The sequence below is a fragment of the Microbacterium nanhaiense genome, assembly GCF_014646015.1.
In the GTDB taxonomy this organism is placed as follows: domain Bacteria; phylum Actinomycetota; class Actinomycetes; order Actinomycetales; family Microbacteriaceae; genus Microbacterium; species Microbacterium nanhaiense.
This window is the reverse complement of the sequence record NZ_BMMQ01000002.1, coordinates 435,076-449,070: the sequence shown is the minus strand read 5'-3', so window position 1 is coordinate 449,070 and position 13,995 is coordinate 435,076. Positions and strand designations below refer to the sequence as shown.

Genomic DNA, 13,995 nt, shown 5'->3' with positions numbered 1-13,995 from the left:
GTGTCAGTCTCCGTTCGGTGGGGAAAGCAAGGCGTCCAGCCGGTAGATCCGGCCGCGCCACATCTCTTCGATGTGCGCGAGAAGCTGCCGAGCACGCGCGACCCGTTCGGGCGATCCCCGGACGAGACGCTGTCGGCCGCGGGGATGCTTCGTCACGAGCCCCGCCTCCTCGAGAACCGCGACGTGCTTCTGCACGGCCGCGAAGGACATGTCGTAGAGTGCCGCGAGTTCACTCACGGCAGACTCTTGTGCCAGCACGCGCCGCAGAATGTCGCGGCGTGTGCTGTCGGCCAGGGCCCGGAAGATCCGATCGACCTCGGCGTCGCTGAGCGGGGCATATGCAACCATTTGGTTGTAGGTTAGCTCCGCGGCACGCCTCGCACAACCCCCTCACGACGCGCCCCGTTAGACTCTGCTCTAACTCACCACATCAGGCACGTACACACCGTGCCGCCCACAACGCCCCAGGAGCGCAGCCATGGCAGATATGCCCGACAAGCCCAAACTCGAAGGCCTCGAAGCGAAATGGGGTGAGCAGTGGGATAACGACGGCACCTATCGTTTTGACCGCGCCGCCGCGCAGCGCGTCGGGCGCGAGGGCGTCTTCTCCGTCGACACTCCCCCGCCGACCGCATCGGGCTCGTTGCACATCGGCCACGTCTTCAGCTATACGCACACCGATGTGAAGGCTCGCTTCGAGCGCATGCGCGGCAAGCAGGTCTTCTACCCGATCGGATGGGACGACAACGGCCTGCCGACCGAACGCCGCGTGCAGAACTACTACGGCGTCCGCTGCGACCCGACTCTGCCGTACGACCCGGACTTCACGCCGCCCTTCGAGGGCACGACGAAGAACATCAAGGCCGCGGATCAGATTCCGGTCAGCCGACGCAACTTCACCGAGCTCTGCGAACGACTCACCGTCGAAGACGAAGCAAAGTTCGAGGAGCTCTGGCGCCAGCTCGGCCTGTCGGTCGACTGGACGCAGACCTACCGCACCATCGCCCCCGAGACCATCCGGGCGAGCCAGCTCGCGTTCCTGAAGAACCTCGAGCGCGGCGAGGCCTACCAGGCAATGGCTCCCACGCTCTGGGACGTCGACTTCAGCTCGGCGATCGCGCAGGCCGAGCTCGAGGATCGCGACCGCCCGGCCGCGTACCACAGCGTCGCGTTCGCGAAGACCGACGGATCCGGCGACGTCGTCATCCAGACGACCCGTCCCGAACTGCTCGCCGCGTGCGTCGCGCTCGTCGCGCACCCCGACGACGAGCGCTATCAGCCGCTCTTCGGATCCACCGTGACGACGCCCGTCTTCGGCGTCGAGGTTCCCGTGCTCGCGCACCCGCTCGCGCAGCCCGACAAGGGATCTGGCATCGCGATGATCTGCACCTTCGGCGACATGACCGACATCATCTGGTGGCGCGAGCTGGACCTGCCGAACCGCACCATCATCGGGCGCGATGGCCGCGTGCTCGCCGACGCGCCCGACGCGATCACGACGGAAGCGGGCCTCGCCGCATACGCGGAGATCGCAGGCAAGACCGTCTTCAGCGCGCAGAAGCGCGTCGTCGAGCTGCTCGAGGAATCCGGCGCCCTGCTCAAGGTCGGCGACACCTTCCAGCACCCGGTCAAGTTCTTCGAGAAGGGCGACCGCCCGCTCGAAATCGTCTCGACGCGCCAGTGGTACATCGCAAACGGCGCCCGCGGCGAAGAACTCCGCGCGAGGCTGCTCGAGCTCGGCAACGAGATCGAATTCCACCCCGAGTTCATGCGCGTGCGTTACGACAACTGGGTGAACGGCCTCACGGGCGACTGGCTCGTTTCGCGCCAGCGCTTCTTCGGCGTGCCGTTCCCGATCTGGTACGGCCTCGACGAGAACGGTGAGCGCGACTACGACCGCGTGCTCACGCCGTCGCTCGACGCGCTGCCCGTCGACCCCACGAGCGATGTTCCGGCGGGATACACCGCTGAACAGCGCGGCGTCCCCGGCGGCTTCGAGGCCGAGACCGACGTCCTCGACACCTGGGCGACGTCGTCCCTGACGCCCCAGCTGGCCGGCGGGTGGGAGCGCGACGAGGAACTGTGGAACCTCGTTGCGCCCTTCGATGTGCGCCCCCAGGGCCAGGACATCATCCGCACCTGGCTCTTCTCGACGATGCTCCGCAGCGTTCTCGAGGACGATCGCGCGGCCTGGAAGCACGCCGCCATCTCCGGCTTCATCGTCGACCCCGACCGCAAGAAGATGTCGAAGTCGAAGGGCAACGTCGTCACTCCCGCGGACATCCTCGACAAGCACGGCTCCGACGCCGTGCGGTACTGGGCGGCCTCCAGCCGGCTCGGAACCGATGCAGCGTTCGACGCGCAGAACCCGACGCAGATCAAGATCGGTCGCCGCCTTGCGATCAAGATCCTGAACGCGGCGAAGTTCGCGCTCGGCTTCGACGCGCCGGAGGGCGCCGAGATCACCGAGCCCGTCGACCTGTCGATGCTGGCGGCTCTCGACGAGGTCGTGACCCAGGCGACGGCGGCGTTCGAGGCGTACGATCACGCCCGCGCGCTCGAGGTCTCCGAGGCCTTCTTCTGGACGTTCTGCGACGACTACCTGGAGCTCGTCAAGGAGCGCGCGTACAACGGCGGCGCAGAAGGAGCGTCGGCCGCGGTTGCGCTGCGCACCGCGCTGTCGACCCTGCTCCGACTGCTCGCGCCGGTCGCGTCGTTCGCGACCGAGGAGGCCTGGAGCTGGTTCCAGGATGGCTCGGTGCATCGCGCCCCCTGGCCGGAGCGCTCGGAACTCGGCGGCAATCCCGCGGTCCTCGCGGCTGCCTCCGCCGCGCTCATCGGCGTGCGGCGCGCGAAGACCGAGGCGAAGGCCTCGCAGCGCACGCCCGTCGCGTCCGCGACGATCGTCGCGCCCGCCTCCGAGATCGAGTTCGTGCGACTCGCCGAGGCCGACCTCAAGGCCGTCGGACGCATCGCGGAACTGACGATCGCCGAGGGCGACGAGCTGGCCGTCACCGAGATCGAGCTGGCGGAGCAGGACTGATGCAGCTGGGTACGCGCTGGCGGGCGGGCGACGAGGTTCCGGCCTCGGTCCCGACCGCCATCCGCGGCGGCATCGCCGACGTCGAGTCTCGACTGCCGGCCGATGACCCCGCGTCGATGTGGACGCTCACCTTCCTCGAGGGACGTCCGATCGCGGAGCTCGACGCGGGCTACGAGGTGATCCTTGAGCCGAGCGGCGAGGTCACCATCGCCTCCTTCGAGCTCGAGGACTGACAACGAGACGACGAAGCCGCCGGGAGACCACGTCTTCCGGCGGCTTCGTCGTCCCTCCTCTGCGGCGAGGGGTGAGGCGTCAGGCGCTCTTACGACGCTCTCGGAACACGACCGTCGGCGGTGCCCCCTCGTCGACCGCGGCGCGCGTGACGACCACCTTCGCGACGTCGTCGTTCGAAGGGATCTCGAACATGATCGGTCCCAGCACGTCCTCGAGGATCGCACGCAGCCCGCGAGCACCGGTCTTCCGCGCGACCGCAAGGTCGGCAATCGACCGCAGGGCGTCGTCGTCGAAGGCGAGTTCGACCCCGTCGTACTCGAACATCCTCTGGTACTGCTTGACGAGAGCATTGCGCGGTTCGGTGAGGATGTCGACCAACGCATCCTGGTCGAGGGGATCCACCGCGGCGATCACGGGGAGACGACCGATGAACTCGGGGATGAGCCCGAACTTGTGCAGGTCCTCCGGCAGAACCTCGCCGAAGAGGCCCTCCGTGTTGCGCTTCGACTGCAGCGGTGCCCCGAAGCCGACGCCCGCCCGCCCGACGCGCGAGGAGATGATGTCTTCGAGCCCCGCGAAAGCGCCGGAGACGATGAAGAGCACGTTCGTCGTGTCGACGTTGATGAACTCCTGGTGCGGGTGCTTTCGACCGCCCTGCGGCGGCACCTGTGCGACGCTGCCTTCGAACAGCTTCAACAGCGCCTGTTGCACGCCCTCGCCCGACACGTCTCGCGTGATGGACGGGTTCTCCGCCTTGCGAGCGATCTTGTCGATCTCATCGATGTAGACGATGCCCTGTTCGGCGCGCTGCACGTCGAAGTCGGCGGCCTGCAGCAGCTTCAGGATGATGTTCTCGACGTCTTCGCCGACGTAACCCGCCTCCGTGAGCGCCGTCGCGTCCGCCACCGCGAACGGAACGTTCAGTCGCTTGGCGAGCGTCTGCGCGAGATAGGTCTTGCCGGAGCCGGTGGGACCGAGGAGCATGATGTTGCTCTTCGAGATCTCGACCTCTTCGGCTTTCGCGTCGGCGAGCTTGAGCTCGCCCTTCGCGCGGATGCGCTTGTAGTGGTTGTAGACCGCGACCGCGAGCGAACGCTTCGCCTCGAGCTGCCCGACGACGTACTCGTCGAGATAGTCGAAGATCTCGCGCGGCTTCGGCAGATCGATCTGCGAGACCTCGCCCTCGGCGGCCTGCTCCGACATGCGCTCTTCGATGATTTCGTTGCAGAGCTCGACGCACTCGTCGCAGATATAGACGCCGGGGCCCGCGATCAACTGCTGGACCTGCTTCTGGCTCTTTCCGCAGAAGGAGCACTTGAACAGGTCGGCGCTCTCGCCGAGTCGGGCCATGCGATCACTCCTCGTGGTCTGGTCGCTGTCGTTGTTCCAGGCTATGCGGAACCACTGACATTTGAACGACGGCGCGCCCCGTTCGAAAACGAACGGGGCGCGCCGGGTGCATCGCTCAGCGCTGGGCCGAGCGCTTGCGGCTCGTCAGCACCTGGTCGACGACGCCGTACTCGACGGCCTCAGCGGCGCCGATGATCTTGTCGCGGTCAATGTCCTTGTGGATCTCTTCCGCGGTCTTGTGCGTGTGCTTCGCCATGGTCTCCTCGAGCCACGTGCGCATGCGCATGATCTCCGCCGCCTGGATCTCGATGTCGGACGCCTGGCCGTGCCCGGACTCGCCCACGGCGGGCTGGTGCATCAGGATGCGGGCGTTCGGGAGCGCGAGACGCTTGCCCGGCGCGCCCGCCGCGAGGAGCACCGACGCCGCCGAAGCGGCCTGGCCGAGCACGACGGTCTGGATGTCCGGCGAGATGTACTGCATCGTGTCGTAGATCGCCGTCATCGCCGTGAACGAGCCGCCCGGCGAGTTGATGTACATGATGATGTCGCGGTCCGGATCCTGGCTCTCGAGAACCAGAAGCTGCGCCATCACGTCGTCGGCCGACGCGTCGTCGACCTGCACGCCGAGGAAGATCACGCGGTCCTCGAAGAGCTTGTTGTACGGGTCCTGGCGCTTGAAGCCGTAGGCCGTGCGCTCCTCGAACTGCGGCAGGATGTACCGGCTCGAGGGAACCTGAAGGCCCTGGGGCGTGGTCGTGTACGGAGTGTGCATCGTCAGAGCCTTTCTCAGTTCGCCGCGCGGTCGGTTCCGCCGCCGCCCGTGACATCGGTCGCGCTGTCGCGGATGTGGTCGACGAAGCCGTACTCGAGGGCTTCCTCGGCCGTGAACCAGTGGTCGCGGTCGCCATCGGCGTGGATCTGCTCGACGGTCTTGCCGGTCTGCGCGGCGGTGATCTCGGCGAGTCGGTTCTTCATCGAGATGATCAGCTCGGCCTGCGTCTGGATGTCGCTGGCCGTGCCGCCGAAGCCGCCGTGCGGCTGGTGCAGGAGCACGCGGGCGTTGGGCGTGATGTAGCGCTTGCCCTTCGTCCCGCTCGTCAGCAGCAGCTGGCCCATCGACGCGGCCATGCCGATGCCGACCGTCACGATGTCGTTCGGAACGAACTGCATCGTGTCGTAGATGGCCATGCCCGCGGTGATCGAACCGCCGGGCGAATTGATGTAGAGGTAAATGTCCTTGTTCGGATCCTCAGCGGCGAGAAGCAGGATCTTCGCGCAGATCTCGTTCGCATTCTCGTCACGAACCTCCGAGCCCAGCCAGATGATGCGATCTTTCAGCAGCTGGTCGAAGACGTTCTGTGCCATCAGGGGTTCAGGCATTCTCACTCCATTCGGTGTGGCGTCGATTCGACATTACCGGCGGTGCAGCCGCCTCTCGGCCGTGTTCGCCGTGGGCATACCCGGCCGACGCCGGAAACGGCGAAGGGGCCGCCGCGCCAAGCGCGAGCGGCCCCTTCGGGAAGTGGATTACTTCTCGTCGTCGGCCGATTCCTCGGCCTCCGACGCCTCGTCCTCGTCGACGGCAACGAAGCCGTCGAGGTTCACGGCGTCACCGTTGGTGTCGACGACCTCGACCTTGCCCAGCACAACCGCGATGGCCTTGTTGCGCGCCACGTCGCCCATGATCGCCTGCAGCTGGTTACCCTGCTGCAGCGCCTGGATGAAGTCCTGGGGGCTCATGCCGTACTGACCCGAAGCCTGGATCAGGTACTGGGTGAACTCCTCCTGCGAGACCTGAACCTCGAGGTCCTTCGCGATGCGGTCGAAGAGGAGCTGCGTGCGGAACTGCTTCTCGCTGGCTTCCTTGACCTCGGCGCGGTGCGTGTCGTCCTCGAGACGGTTCTCCTGCTCGAGGTGACGGTGCACCTCATCCTCGACGAGAGCCTCGGGAACGGCGATGTCGGCAGCCTCGAGAAGCTGCTCGACGAGCTTGTCGCGTGCCTCGGAGCCCTGCGCGAACGCGCCCTTCTGCTTCACCTGGTCGGTCAGCGACTCACGGAGCTCGGCGATGGTGTCGAACTCGCTCGCCATCTGGGCGAAGTCGTCGTCGGCCTCGGGGAGCTCGCGCTCCTTGACGGCCTTGACGACCACCGTGACCTCGGCGTCCTCACCGGCGTGCTCGCCGCCGACGAGCTTGGACGTGAAGGTCGTCTCCTCGCCCGCCGTGAGGGAGTCGATGGCCTCGTCGGTGCCCTCGAGCAGCTGGCCCGAGCCGATCTCGTAGGACACGCCCTCGGCGCGGTCGATCTCCTCGTCGCCGATCTTGGCGACGAGGTCGAGCTCGACGAAGTCACCCGTGGTGGCGGGACGCTCGACGGGGACGAGCGTGCCGAACCGGGCGCGCAGGGCGTCGAGCTCGGCGTCGATGGCCGACTCGTCGACCTCGATCGCGTCAACCGTGATCTTCAGGTCGTCGTATGCCGGCACCTCGAACTCGGGCGCGACGTCGACCTCGATGTCGACCTCGAGGTCGCCCGAGAAGTCCTTCTCAGCGGGCCACGCGGTGATGTCGGCGCTCGGCTGGCCGAGGACCTGGAGCTCATTGCTCGCCACGGCCTCGCGGAAGAACCGGTCGAGCCCCTCGTTGACGGCGTGCTCGATGACCGCACCGCGTCCGACGCGCTGGTCGATGATCGGCGCAGGAACCTTGCCCTTGCGGAACCCGGGGACCTGAACGTCCTTGGCGATGTGCTCGTAGGCGTGGTCGATGCTCGGCTTCAGTTCCTCGGGCGTGACCGAGATGTGCAGCTTGACCCGAGTCGGGCTGAGCTTCTCGACGGTGGTGTTCACCATGCGGTTCGCTTCTCCTTGTTGCGTCGCCCACGACGAGCTGCGCCACGGGCTGAGGTCTAGTTAGGCCGACGTCGGGGCGACAGGATTTGAACCTGCGACCTCCCGCTCCCAAAGCGGGCGCTCTACCAAGCTGAGCTACGCCCCGTGGGTTCCGTGAAGACGGGAACACAAAGCGGCCTCGACGAGTCTAACCGAGTTTCCCTGTGCGCCCGGCCACGGGAGACCGGGCGTGGCGGGGCGGGGAGAACGACAGAACCCCCGTCGAGACGGGGGTTCTGCACTGCGGAGGGGATGACGGGAATCGAACCCGCGTGACCAGTTTGGAAGACTGGGGCTCTACCATTGAGCTACATCCCCGAACGGGGTTCCACAAGACTAACGGACGTTTCACCGCGGATCCCAACCGAGGACGATCCCGGGCGCGTCACGATCCATCATCTTCGACTTAGGCAAGCCTTGCTTTCCCCAGGTCAGCGCCTAATTCAGCTCAGCCTCACCTTGCTTGTGCGGGATGAAAACGCACGTTAGCGTGGTTGTCACAGAGGGAGACCTCCTCCCGGATCCGACGAAGGGGATTCAGATGACCACCACCATCGCCACCACCGCGTCCACCGCCACCGCCGCCTCGAGCACCTCGCAGTTCCTCTCCCCCGTCGTGCTCGGCCTGCAGGCGCTGACGATCAACGGCAAGCAGGCGCACTGGCACGTCCGAGGCGCCAACTTCATCGGCGTGCACGAGTTCCTCGACACGCTCGTCGAGCACGCGGGCGCCTGGGCGGACGAGGCCGCCGAGCGAATCGTCGCCCTCGGCCTTCCGATCGACGCACGGGTCCAGCGCGTGGCCGAGAAGGTTCCCGCGACGGGCGCACCGGCGGGCTTCGCTCAGTCGACCGAGGTGATCAAGGGCATCATCGCCGACATCGACGCCGTGATCGCCGACCTCGAGGCCGCGATCGAGGGTCTCGACGAGACCGACCTCACCAGCCAGGACACCGCGATCGGCATCAAGGCCGGACTCGAGAAGGACCGCTGGTTCCTCTTCTCGCACATCGCCGAGTAAGGCCATGACGGCGTGAGGCCCGGAGCGTTCGCTCCGGGCCTCTTCGCTATCTCTGGCAGCTCGGGCACCAGTAGAGTTTGCGCGCCTGCATCTCCTCGAGGAGGATCTCCGTGCCGCACACGCGGCAGGGCAGGCCGGCGCGGTGATACACCCAGTGCCGATCGTCGCGGCTGGCCATGGCCTTGCGCCACGCCTCCCCCTCGAGACCGTCCATCGTCATCATCTGGCCGGTCTCGACGCCGATCTTCAGCAGTCGCGTCCAATCGCGCCACAGCTCTCGCACGATCTCTTCCGGGATCGCCTTCCCCGGCGTGTGCGGGTCGATTCCGGCGCGGAAGAGCATCTCGGCCCGGTAGACGTTGCCGATTCCGCTCACGACGGCCTGGTCCATGAGGAGCTGACCGATCGCGACGTTCCGGCGCCGCACGGCGGCGACGAAGCGCCGCTCATTCTCGGCGGGGTCGCCGACAAGCGGATCCGGTCCGAGTCGCTCGAGCACCTTCTGCACCTCGTCGGGCGACTCGACGGCACAGGCCGTCGGACCGCGCAGGTCGGCGCACGTCTGCTCGGTCAGCAGGCGGGCACGCACCTGGCCAACGACGGGCGGCGGCCATTCCGAACCCTCATTAGCGAGACCCCGCGTCTGCTCGGACATGCGCACGTGAGCGCGCGTCTTCCGCGGGGCGCCGATCGAGGCGAGAGAGTTCTCCCCCGCGTCGTCGAAGATCGGATCCGTGCCGCGCTGGTTGGTCTGCCCCATGCGCCCGTTGGCCGAGGCGATCGTCGGATCCACGAGGATCTCGCCCGCGAAGTCCCAGGCGCCATAGAGGCCCAGATGAACCCGCAGCCACAGGTCGTCCTCGAACTCGAGGAACATCTGCTTGCCGACGGCCATCGCACGTGTCATCGTGCGGCCGTCTATGCGCGCGGCGCCGTCGGCGAAGCGACCCTGCGGGCTCGAGACGGCCACGGGCCGCCCGACGAAGTTGCGCTCGAACTGCCGCGCGATGCGGTGTACGGAGTGTCCCTCGGGCACGACTACGAGCGAACGCGCGGGGCCGGGGTGTCGACGAGTGTGCCGTCCGTCTCGTAGGCACCCACCTGTGCGATACGACGGGCGTGGCGCTCGTCGCCCGAGAAGGGCTCGGCGATGAACGCGTCGACGAACGAAAACACCTCGTCGACGCTGTGCTGGCGCGCGCCGATCGAGATCACGTTCGCGTCGTTGTGCTGCCGGGCGAGCTCCGCCGTCGAGAGGTTCCAGACGAGCGCCGCGCGCACGCCCTTCACCTTGTTCGCGGCGATCTGCTCGCCGTTTCCGGATCCACCGAAAACGACGCCCAGGGCCTCGACGCCCGAGCGCTGATCGGCGACGACCGCCTGCGCGGCGCGGATGCAGAACGCAGGGTAGTCGTCGAGCGCCTCGTAGGCGACGGGGCCGTGGTCGACGACCTCGTGGCCGGCGTCGATCAGGTGCTGCTGCAGCTCGGCCGAGAACTCGAAGCCGGCGTGATCCGTGGCGATGTGAATGCGCATGAGAACGAGCTTACGGTGCGATGCCCGCCGCGGCCGGTCGGAAGCCCAGCCGATCGTTCTCATCGCTGCCGGGGCGCGAGACGTCGTACCACGGGCCGAGCGCGGTCACGTGGGGGCGTTCCGCGGCCGGGGTGCCGTTCAGACGCTCCTCGATGAGGTCGACGAGGCCCGACACGAAAGCGGGGTGCACGCCGGGAGTGCGCGTGCGAACGAACGCCAGGCCCGCGTCGGCCGCCGACTGCTTCGCCTCGTTGTCGAGGTCCCACAGCACCTCCATGTGGTCGCTCACGAAGCCGAGCGGCACGACGGCGACCGCGGTGATGCCCTCGCCCGGCAGCTCGGCGATGACGTCGTTGATGTCCGGTTCGAGCCAGGGCTGCGACGGCGGGCCCGAGCGCGACTGGAACACCAGCGACCAGTCGATATCGGAGGCCGCGGCGAACTCGTCGCGCAACCGCGCGATGAGATGTTCGGCGACCGCCCTGTGCTGGGCGACGTATGCGCCGCCCTCACCGAAGCCGCCATCGCGGGGGCCGGACTTCGCCGCGTCGGCCATCGGCACCGAATGGGTCGAGAACAGGATCCGGATCTCGCGCGCCGGGCGCCCGGCGGCGAGCCAGCCGGAGATCGCATCGCGGATCCCCTCGTAGAACGGTTCGACGAATCCGGGGTGGTCGAAGAACAGGCGGACCTTGTCGATCGTCATGGGGTCATCGCCCTCACCGAGACCCGTTCCATCCGCGGATCCCAAGACGCGTGCGAAGTCCTCCCGATACTGGCGATCGCTCGAATAGGAGCTGTAGGCGCTCGTCGCGAGCGCCAAGATCGTGCGGTGCCCGTCGGCATAGGCGCGCGTGACGGCGTCGTCCATCATCGGGTGCCAATTGCGATTACCCCAGTAGACGGGCAGGTTCAGGCCGCGGCGAGCGATCTCGGCCTCGAGCGCCTCGAGCAGCACGCGGTTCTGCGCATTGATCGGGCTGACGCCGCCGAAAGAGCGGTAATGCGTCGACACGAGCTCGAGCCGCTCGTCCGGGATGCCCCGGCCACGGGTGACGTTGCGCAGGAACGGGATGACGTCTTCCTGCCCCTCGGGCCCTCCGAAACTCGCCAACAGGATCGCGTCGTACGCCGTCGGCGTCTCGATGAACGGTTCACCCGAGCGGGCTGCGGCAGAAGCAAAGGGAACGTCAGCGGTAGTCACACGGCCATCTTCGCACCTCTGTAGAAAAGTTCGCTGAGGGCGCACGAACGCGCGGCGACACGGCGAAGTCACACGAGGGAGTCGTAGGCTGGACGAGTTGCCTGCGGCGCCACACGTGCGCGGGCGGATCCCCCCGACAACCTCATGGGAGCAATCGAAGTGCCTGGAGAGAACCTCACCCGCGCCGAGGCGGAGGCCCGTCGCGCCGTCGTCAACACCCACAGCTACGAAGTCTCGCTCGACCTCACGAAGGGCGCGGAGGTGTTCGGATCGCGCAGCGTGGTGCGCTTCGACGCCGCCCCCGGCTCGTCGACGTTCATCGACCTCATCGCGCGCGAGGTGCGCGAGGTGACACTCAATGGCCGCGAGCTTTCGCCCTCGGACGTGTTCGCCGATTCTCGCATCGCACTGGACGACCTCGCCGAGCACAACGAACTCGTCATCGACGCCGACTGCGAGTACACCAACACCGGTGAGGGCCTGCACCGCTTCGTCGACCCCGTCGACGGCGAGGTGTACCTCTACACGCAGTTCGAGGTGCCGGACTCGCGCCGCGTCTTCGCCGTGTTCGAGCAGCCCGACCTGAAGGCCACGTTCCAGTTCACGGTCTCGGCGCCGAAGAACTGGAAGGTCGTCTCGAACCAGCCGACGCCCGAACCGATCCCCCATGAGGACGGTGTCGCGGCGACGTGGGGCTTCGAGCCCACCCCGCGCATCTCGTCGTACATCACGGCGCTCGTCGCGGGGCCCTACGAGGAGATCCGCGACGAACTCGTCAACAGCGAGGGCCGCACGATCCCGCTCGGCGTGTTCGCTCGTAAGAGCCTCTGGCCGTACATGGACGCAGACTACGTCTTCGAGAAGACGAAGCAGGGCTTCGCCTATTACGAGGAGAAGTTCGGCGTCCCCTACCCCTTCGCGAAGTACGACCAGCTCTTCGTGCCGGAGTTCAATGCCGGCGCAATGGAGAACGCCGGTTGCGTGACGTTCACCGAGACCTACGTCTTCCGCGGCAAGGTCACGGACGCCGTCAAGGAGCGCCGCGTCGTCACGATTCTGCACGAGCTCGCGCACATGTGGTTCGGCGACCTCGTCACGATGAAGTGGTGGAACGACCTGTGGCTGAACGAGTCGTTCGCCGAGTGGGCGTCGACGATCGCGACCGCCGAGGCCACCGAGTGGGAGGGTGCCTGGACGACCTTCAACGCGATGGAGAAGACCTGGGCATACCGCCAGGACCAGCTGCCGTCGACGCACCCCGTCGTGGCAACGATCAACGACCTCGAAGACGTGCAGGTGAACTTCGACGGCATCACCTACGCCAAGGGCGGATCGCTGCTCAAGCAGCTCGCGGCGTACGTCGGCATCGACGAGTTCTTCGCGGGCGTCGGCGCGTACTTCCGGAAGCACGCCTACCAGAACACCACCCTCAGCGATCTCCTCGTCGAGCTCGAGGCCACGAGCGGTCGCGACCTGAAGGCGTGGAGCGCGAAGTGGCTCGAGACGGCGGGCGTCAACACGCTCTCCCCCGTCATCGACACGGACGTCGACGGGAAGATCACGCGCTTCGCCGTGCTGCAGACCGCGCCCGCCGATTACCCGACGATCCGTCCCCACCGCATGGGTATCGGGTTCTACGAGCTTCAGGGCGGCTCGCTGGTGCGCACCCGCGAGGTCGAGGTCGACATCGACGGCGACCTCACCGAGATTCCGGAGCTCGTCGGCGCCGAGCGCCCGGCGCTCGTGCTTCTGAACGACGGCGACCTCGCCTACGCGAAGATCCGCCTCGATCCGCAGAGCCTCGAGACGGCGATCTCGCACATCTCGGCGATCGAGGATCCGCTGGCGCGCTCGCTTGTGTGGGGCGCGGCGTGGGACATGACCCGCGACGGCGAGATGGCCGCCCGCGACTACATCCAGCTCGTGCTGGCGGGCCTCGGTTCGGAGACCGAGTCGACGACCATCCGCACCACGCTCGCGCAGGTGCGCCTCGCGGCGAATTCGTACACGGATCCCGAGAACCGCGACTTCGCGCGCGCGCAGGTCGCCGATGGACTCTGGAACCTGCTGACCGGATCCGCCGCGGGTAGCGACATGCAGCTGCAGCTCGCCACCGCCTTCGCGCAGGCCGCCTCGCGCGTTGCGCACTGGGAGCGCGTCGCGGCGCTGCGCGACGGACGGACGGTGCTCGAGGGACTCGAGATCGACCAGGACCTGTCGTGGCAGCTTCTCGTGTCCCTCGCCGCGGGTGGCAAGGTCACGCGAGACGACATCGCGGCCGCCCTCGAGGCGGACAACACGTCGAAGGGCGCGGAGATGGCCGCGCAGGCCCGCGCCTCCCTTCCCGGCGTCGAGAGCAAGCTGATCGAGTGGTCTGCGCTCGTCGACACGAACTCGGTCCCGAACACCGTCCTTCGTTCGGCGGCGGCCGGCATCGTCAATCCGGCCACGCGCGAGGATCTGAACGATTTCGTCACGCGCTACTTCGACATGCTGCTGCGCGTGTGGAACGAGCGCACCTTCCAGATCGCGTCGTACCTTGTGGAGCTGCTCTACCCGGCCCCGCTTGCGAACGTCGAGCTGCGCGACGTCACGCGCCAGTGGCTGGCGGACAACTCCGAGGCTCCGGCGGCGCTCCGACGCATCGTGGCGGAGAACCTCGCGGGCGTCGAGCGCGCGCTGACGGCGCAGGCGCGCGACGCCGAGGAAGACTGA

The 13,995-nt window shown here is 67.3% G+C and carries 12 protein-coding genes and 2 tRNA genes; 4 read left to right on the top strand and 10 right to left on the bottom strand.

From position 1 onward, the window contains the following. Positions 1–3: 3 nt before the first annotated feature. Entirely contained in the window at positions 4–348 is a 345-nt protein-coding gene (locus IEX05_RS05145) for an ArsR/SmtB family transcription factor (RefSeq protein ID WP_188700290.1), read from the bottom strand. Positions 349–478: 130 nt separating this feature from the next. On the opposite strand from IEX05_RS05145, the gene valS reads away from it, so the two are divergent. Further along, positions 479–3,043, top strand: a complete 2,565-nt coding sequence (gene valS / locus IEX05_RS05140; protein ID WP_188700289.1) for a valine--tRNA ligase — start codon at positions 479–481, stop codon at positions 3,041–3,043. Further along, complete coding sequence (locus IEX05_RS05135) at positions 3,043–3,276, top strand: hypothetical protein (RefSeq protein WP_188700288.1); 234 nt, start codon at positions 3,043–3,045, stop codon at positions 3,274–3,276. The genes valS and IEX05_RS05135 overlap by 1 nt, the downstream gene beginning before the upstream one ends. A 79-nt stretch (positions 3,277–3,355) precedes the next feature. Here the strand turns inward: IEX05_RS05135 and clpX are convergent, their stop codons facing one another. The 6 genes from clpX to IEX05_RS05105 form a co-directional block, all read right to left on the bottom strand. Next, positions 3,356–4,627 carry an ATP-dependent Clp protease ATP-binding subunit ClpX gene (clpX, locus tag IEX05_RS05130; RefSeq protein ID WP_188700287.1) on the bottom strand — a complete coding sequence of 424 codons (1,272 nt, stop codon included), beginning with the start codon at positions 4,625–4,627 and terminating at the stop codon, positions 3,356–3,358. Positions 4,628–4,742: 115 nt separating this feature from the next. Beyond that, the gene (locus IEX05_RS05125) at positions 4,743–5,399 is read right to left on the bottom strand and encodes an ATP-dependent Clp protease proteolytic subunit (RefSeq protein WP_188700286.1); all 657 of its coding nucleotides are present in this window, start codon (positions 5,397–5,399) and stop codon (positions 4,743–4,745) included. 14 nt (positions 5,400–5,413) lie between these two features. Further along, positions 5,414–6,007: an ATP-dependent Clp protease proteolytic subunit gene (locus IEX05_RS05120; protein ID WP_188700285.1), complete on the bottom strand. Its 594-nt coding sequence runs from the start codon at positions 6,005–6,007 to the stop codon at positions 5,414–5,416. Between the two features lie 147 nt (positions 6,008–6,154). Next, positions 6,155–7,480 (bottom strand): trigger factor, encoded by a 1,326-nt coding sequence (gene tig / locus IEX05_RS05115; protein ID WP_188700284.1) that lies wholly within the window; start codon positions 7,478–7,480, stop codon positions 6,155–6,157. Positions 7,481–7,551: 71 nt separating this feature from the next. After that, a tRNA-Pro gene (locus tag IEX05_RS05110) sits at positions 7,552–7,625 on the bottom strand. Positions 7,626–7,766: 141 nt separating this feature from the next. Continuing rightward, positions 7,767–7,837, bottom strand: a tRNA-Gly gene (locus IEX05_RS05105). Positions 7,838–8,060: 223 nt separating this feature from the next. Here IEX05_RS05105 and IEX05_RS05100 point away from each other — a divergent pair. Then, positions 8,061–8,540, top strand: coding sequence for a Dps family protein (locus tag IEX05_RS05100; protein ID WP_188700283.1), 480 nt, complete (start codon positions 8,061–8,063; stop codon positions 8,538–8,540). 46 nt (positions 8,541–8,586) lie between these two features. Here IEX05_RS05100 and IEX05_RS05095 read toward each other — a convergent pair whose 3' ends face one another. The 3 genes from IEX05_RS05095 to IEX05_RS05085 are packed head-to-tail and all read right to left on the bottom strand — an operon-like array spanning position 8,587 to position 11,280. Continuing rightward, a complete protein-coding gene (locus tag IEX05_RS05095; RefSeq protein ID WP_188700282.1) occupies positions 8,587–9,576 on the bottom strand; it encodes an Fpg/Nei family DNA glycosylase in 990 nt (329 codons plus the stop codon). A 2-nt stretch (positions 9,577–9,578) separates the two neighbouring features. Continuing rightward, positions 9,579–10,076: a ribose-5-phosphate isomerase gene (locus tag IEX05_RS05090; protein WP_188700281.1), complete on the bottom strand. Its 498-nt coding sequence runs from the start codon at positions 10,074–10,076 to the stop codon at positions 9,579–9,581. Positions 10,077–10,086: 10 nt separating this feature from the next. Continuing rightward, positions 10,087–11,280, bottom strand: coding sequence for a ferrochelatase (locus IEX05_RS05085; RefSeq protein WP_188700280.1), 1,194 nt, complete (start codon positions 11,278–11,280; stop codon positions 10,087–10,089). A 159-nt stretch (positions 11,281–11,439) separates the two neighbouring features. Between IEX05_RS05085 and pepN the strand changes: the two genes are divergently transcribed. After that, complete coding sequence (pepN, locus tag IEX05_RS05080) at positions 11,440–13,995, top strand: aminopeptidase N (RefSeq protein WP_188700279.1); 2,556 nt, start codon at positions 11,440–11,442, stop codon at positions 13,993–13,995.

Bases quoted from the DNA above. Each gene is read 5' to 3' on its own strand.
- valS (WP_188700289.1), top strand. From the start codon at position 479: ATGGCAGATATGCCCGACAAGCCCAAACTCGAAGGCCTCGAAGCGAAA.
- IEX05_RS05135 (WP_188700288.1), top strand. From the start codon at position 3,043: ATGCAGCTGGGTACGCGCTGGCGGGCGGGCGACGAGGTTCCGGCCTCG.
- IEX05_RS05145 (WP_188700290.1), bottom strand. From the start codon at position 348: ATGGTTGCATATGCCCCGCTCAGCGACGCCGAGGTCGATCGGATCTTC.
- tig (WP_188700284.1), bottom strand. From the start codon at position 7,480: ATGGTGAACACCACCGTCGAGAAGCTCAGCCCGACTCGGGTCAAGCTG.
- clpX (WP_188700287.1), bottom strand. From the start codon at position 4,627: ATGGCCCGACTCGGCGAGAGCGCCGACCTGTTCAAGTGCTCCTTCTGC.
- IEX05_RS05090 (WP_188700281.1), bottom strand. From the start codon at position 10,076: ATGCGCATTCACATCGCCACGGATCACGCCGGCTTCGAGTTCTCGGCC.
- IEX05_RS05120 (WP_188700285.1), bottom strand. From the start codon at position 6,007: ATGCCTGAACCCCTGATGGCACAGAACGTCTTCGACCAGCTGCTGAAA.
- IEX05_RS05100 (WP_188700283.1), top strand. From the start codon at position 8,061: ATGACCACCACCATCGCCACCACCGCGTCCACCGCCACCGCCGCCTCG.
- IEX05_RS05125 (WP_188700286.1), bottom strand. From the start codon at position 5,399: ATGCACACTCCGTACACGACCACGCCCCAGGGCCTTCAGGTTCCCTCG.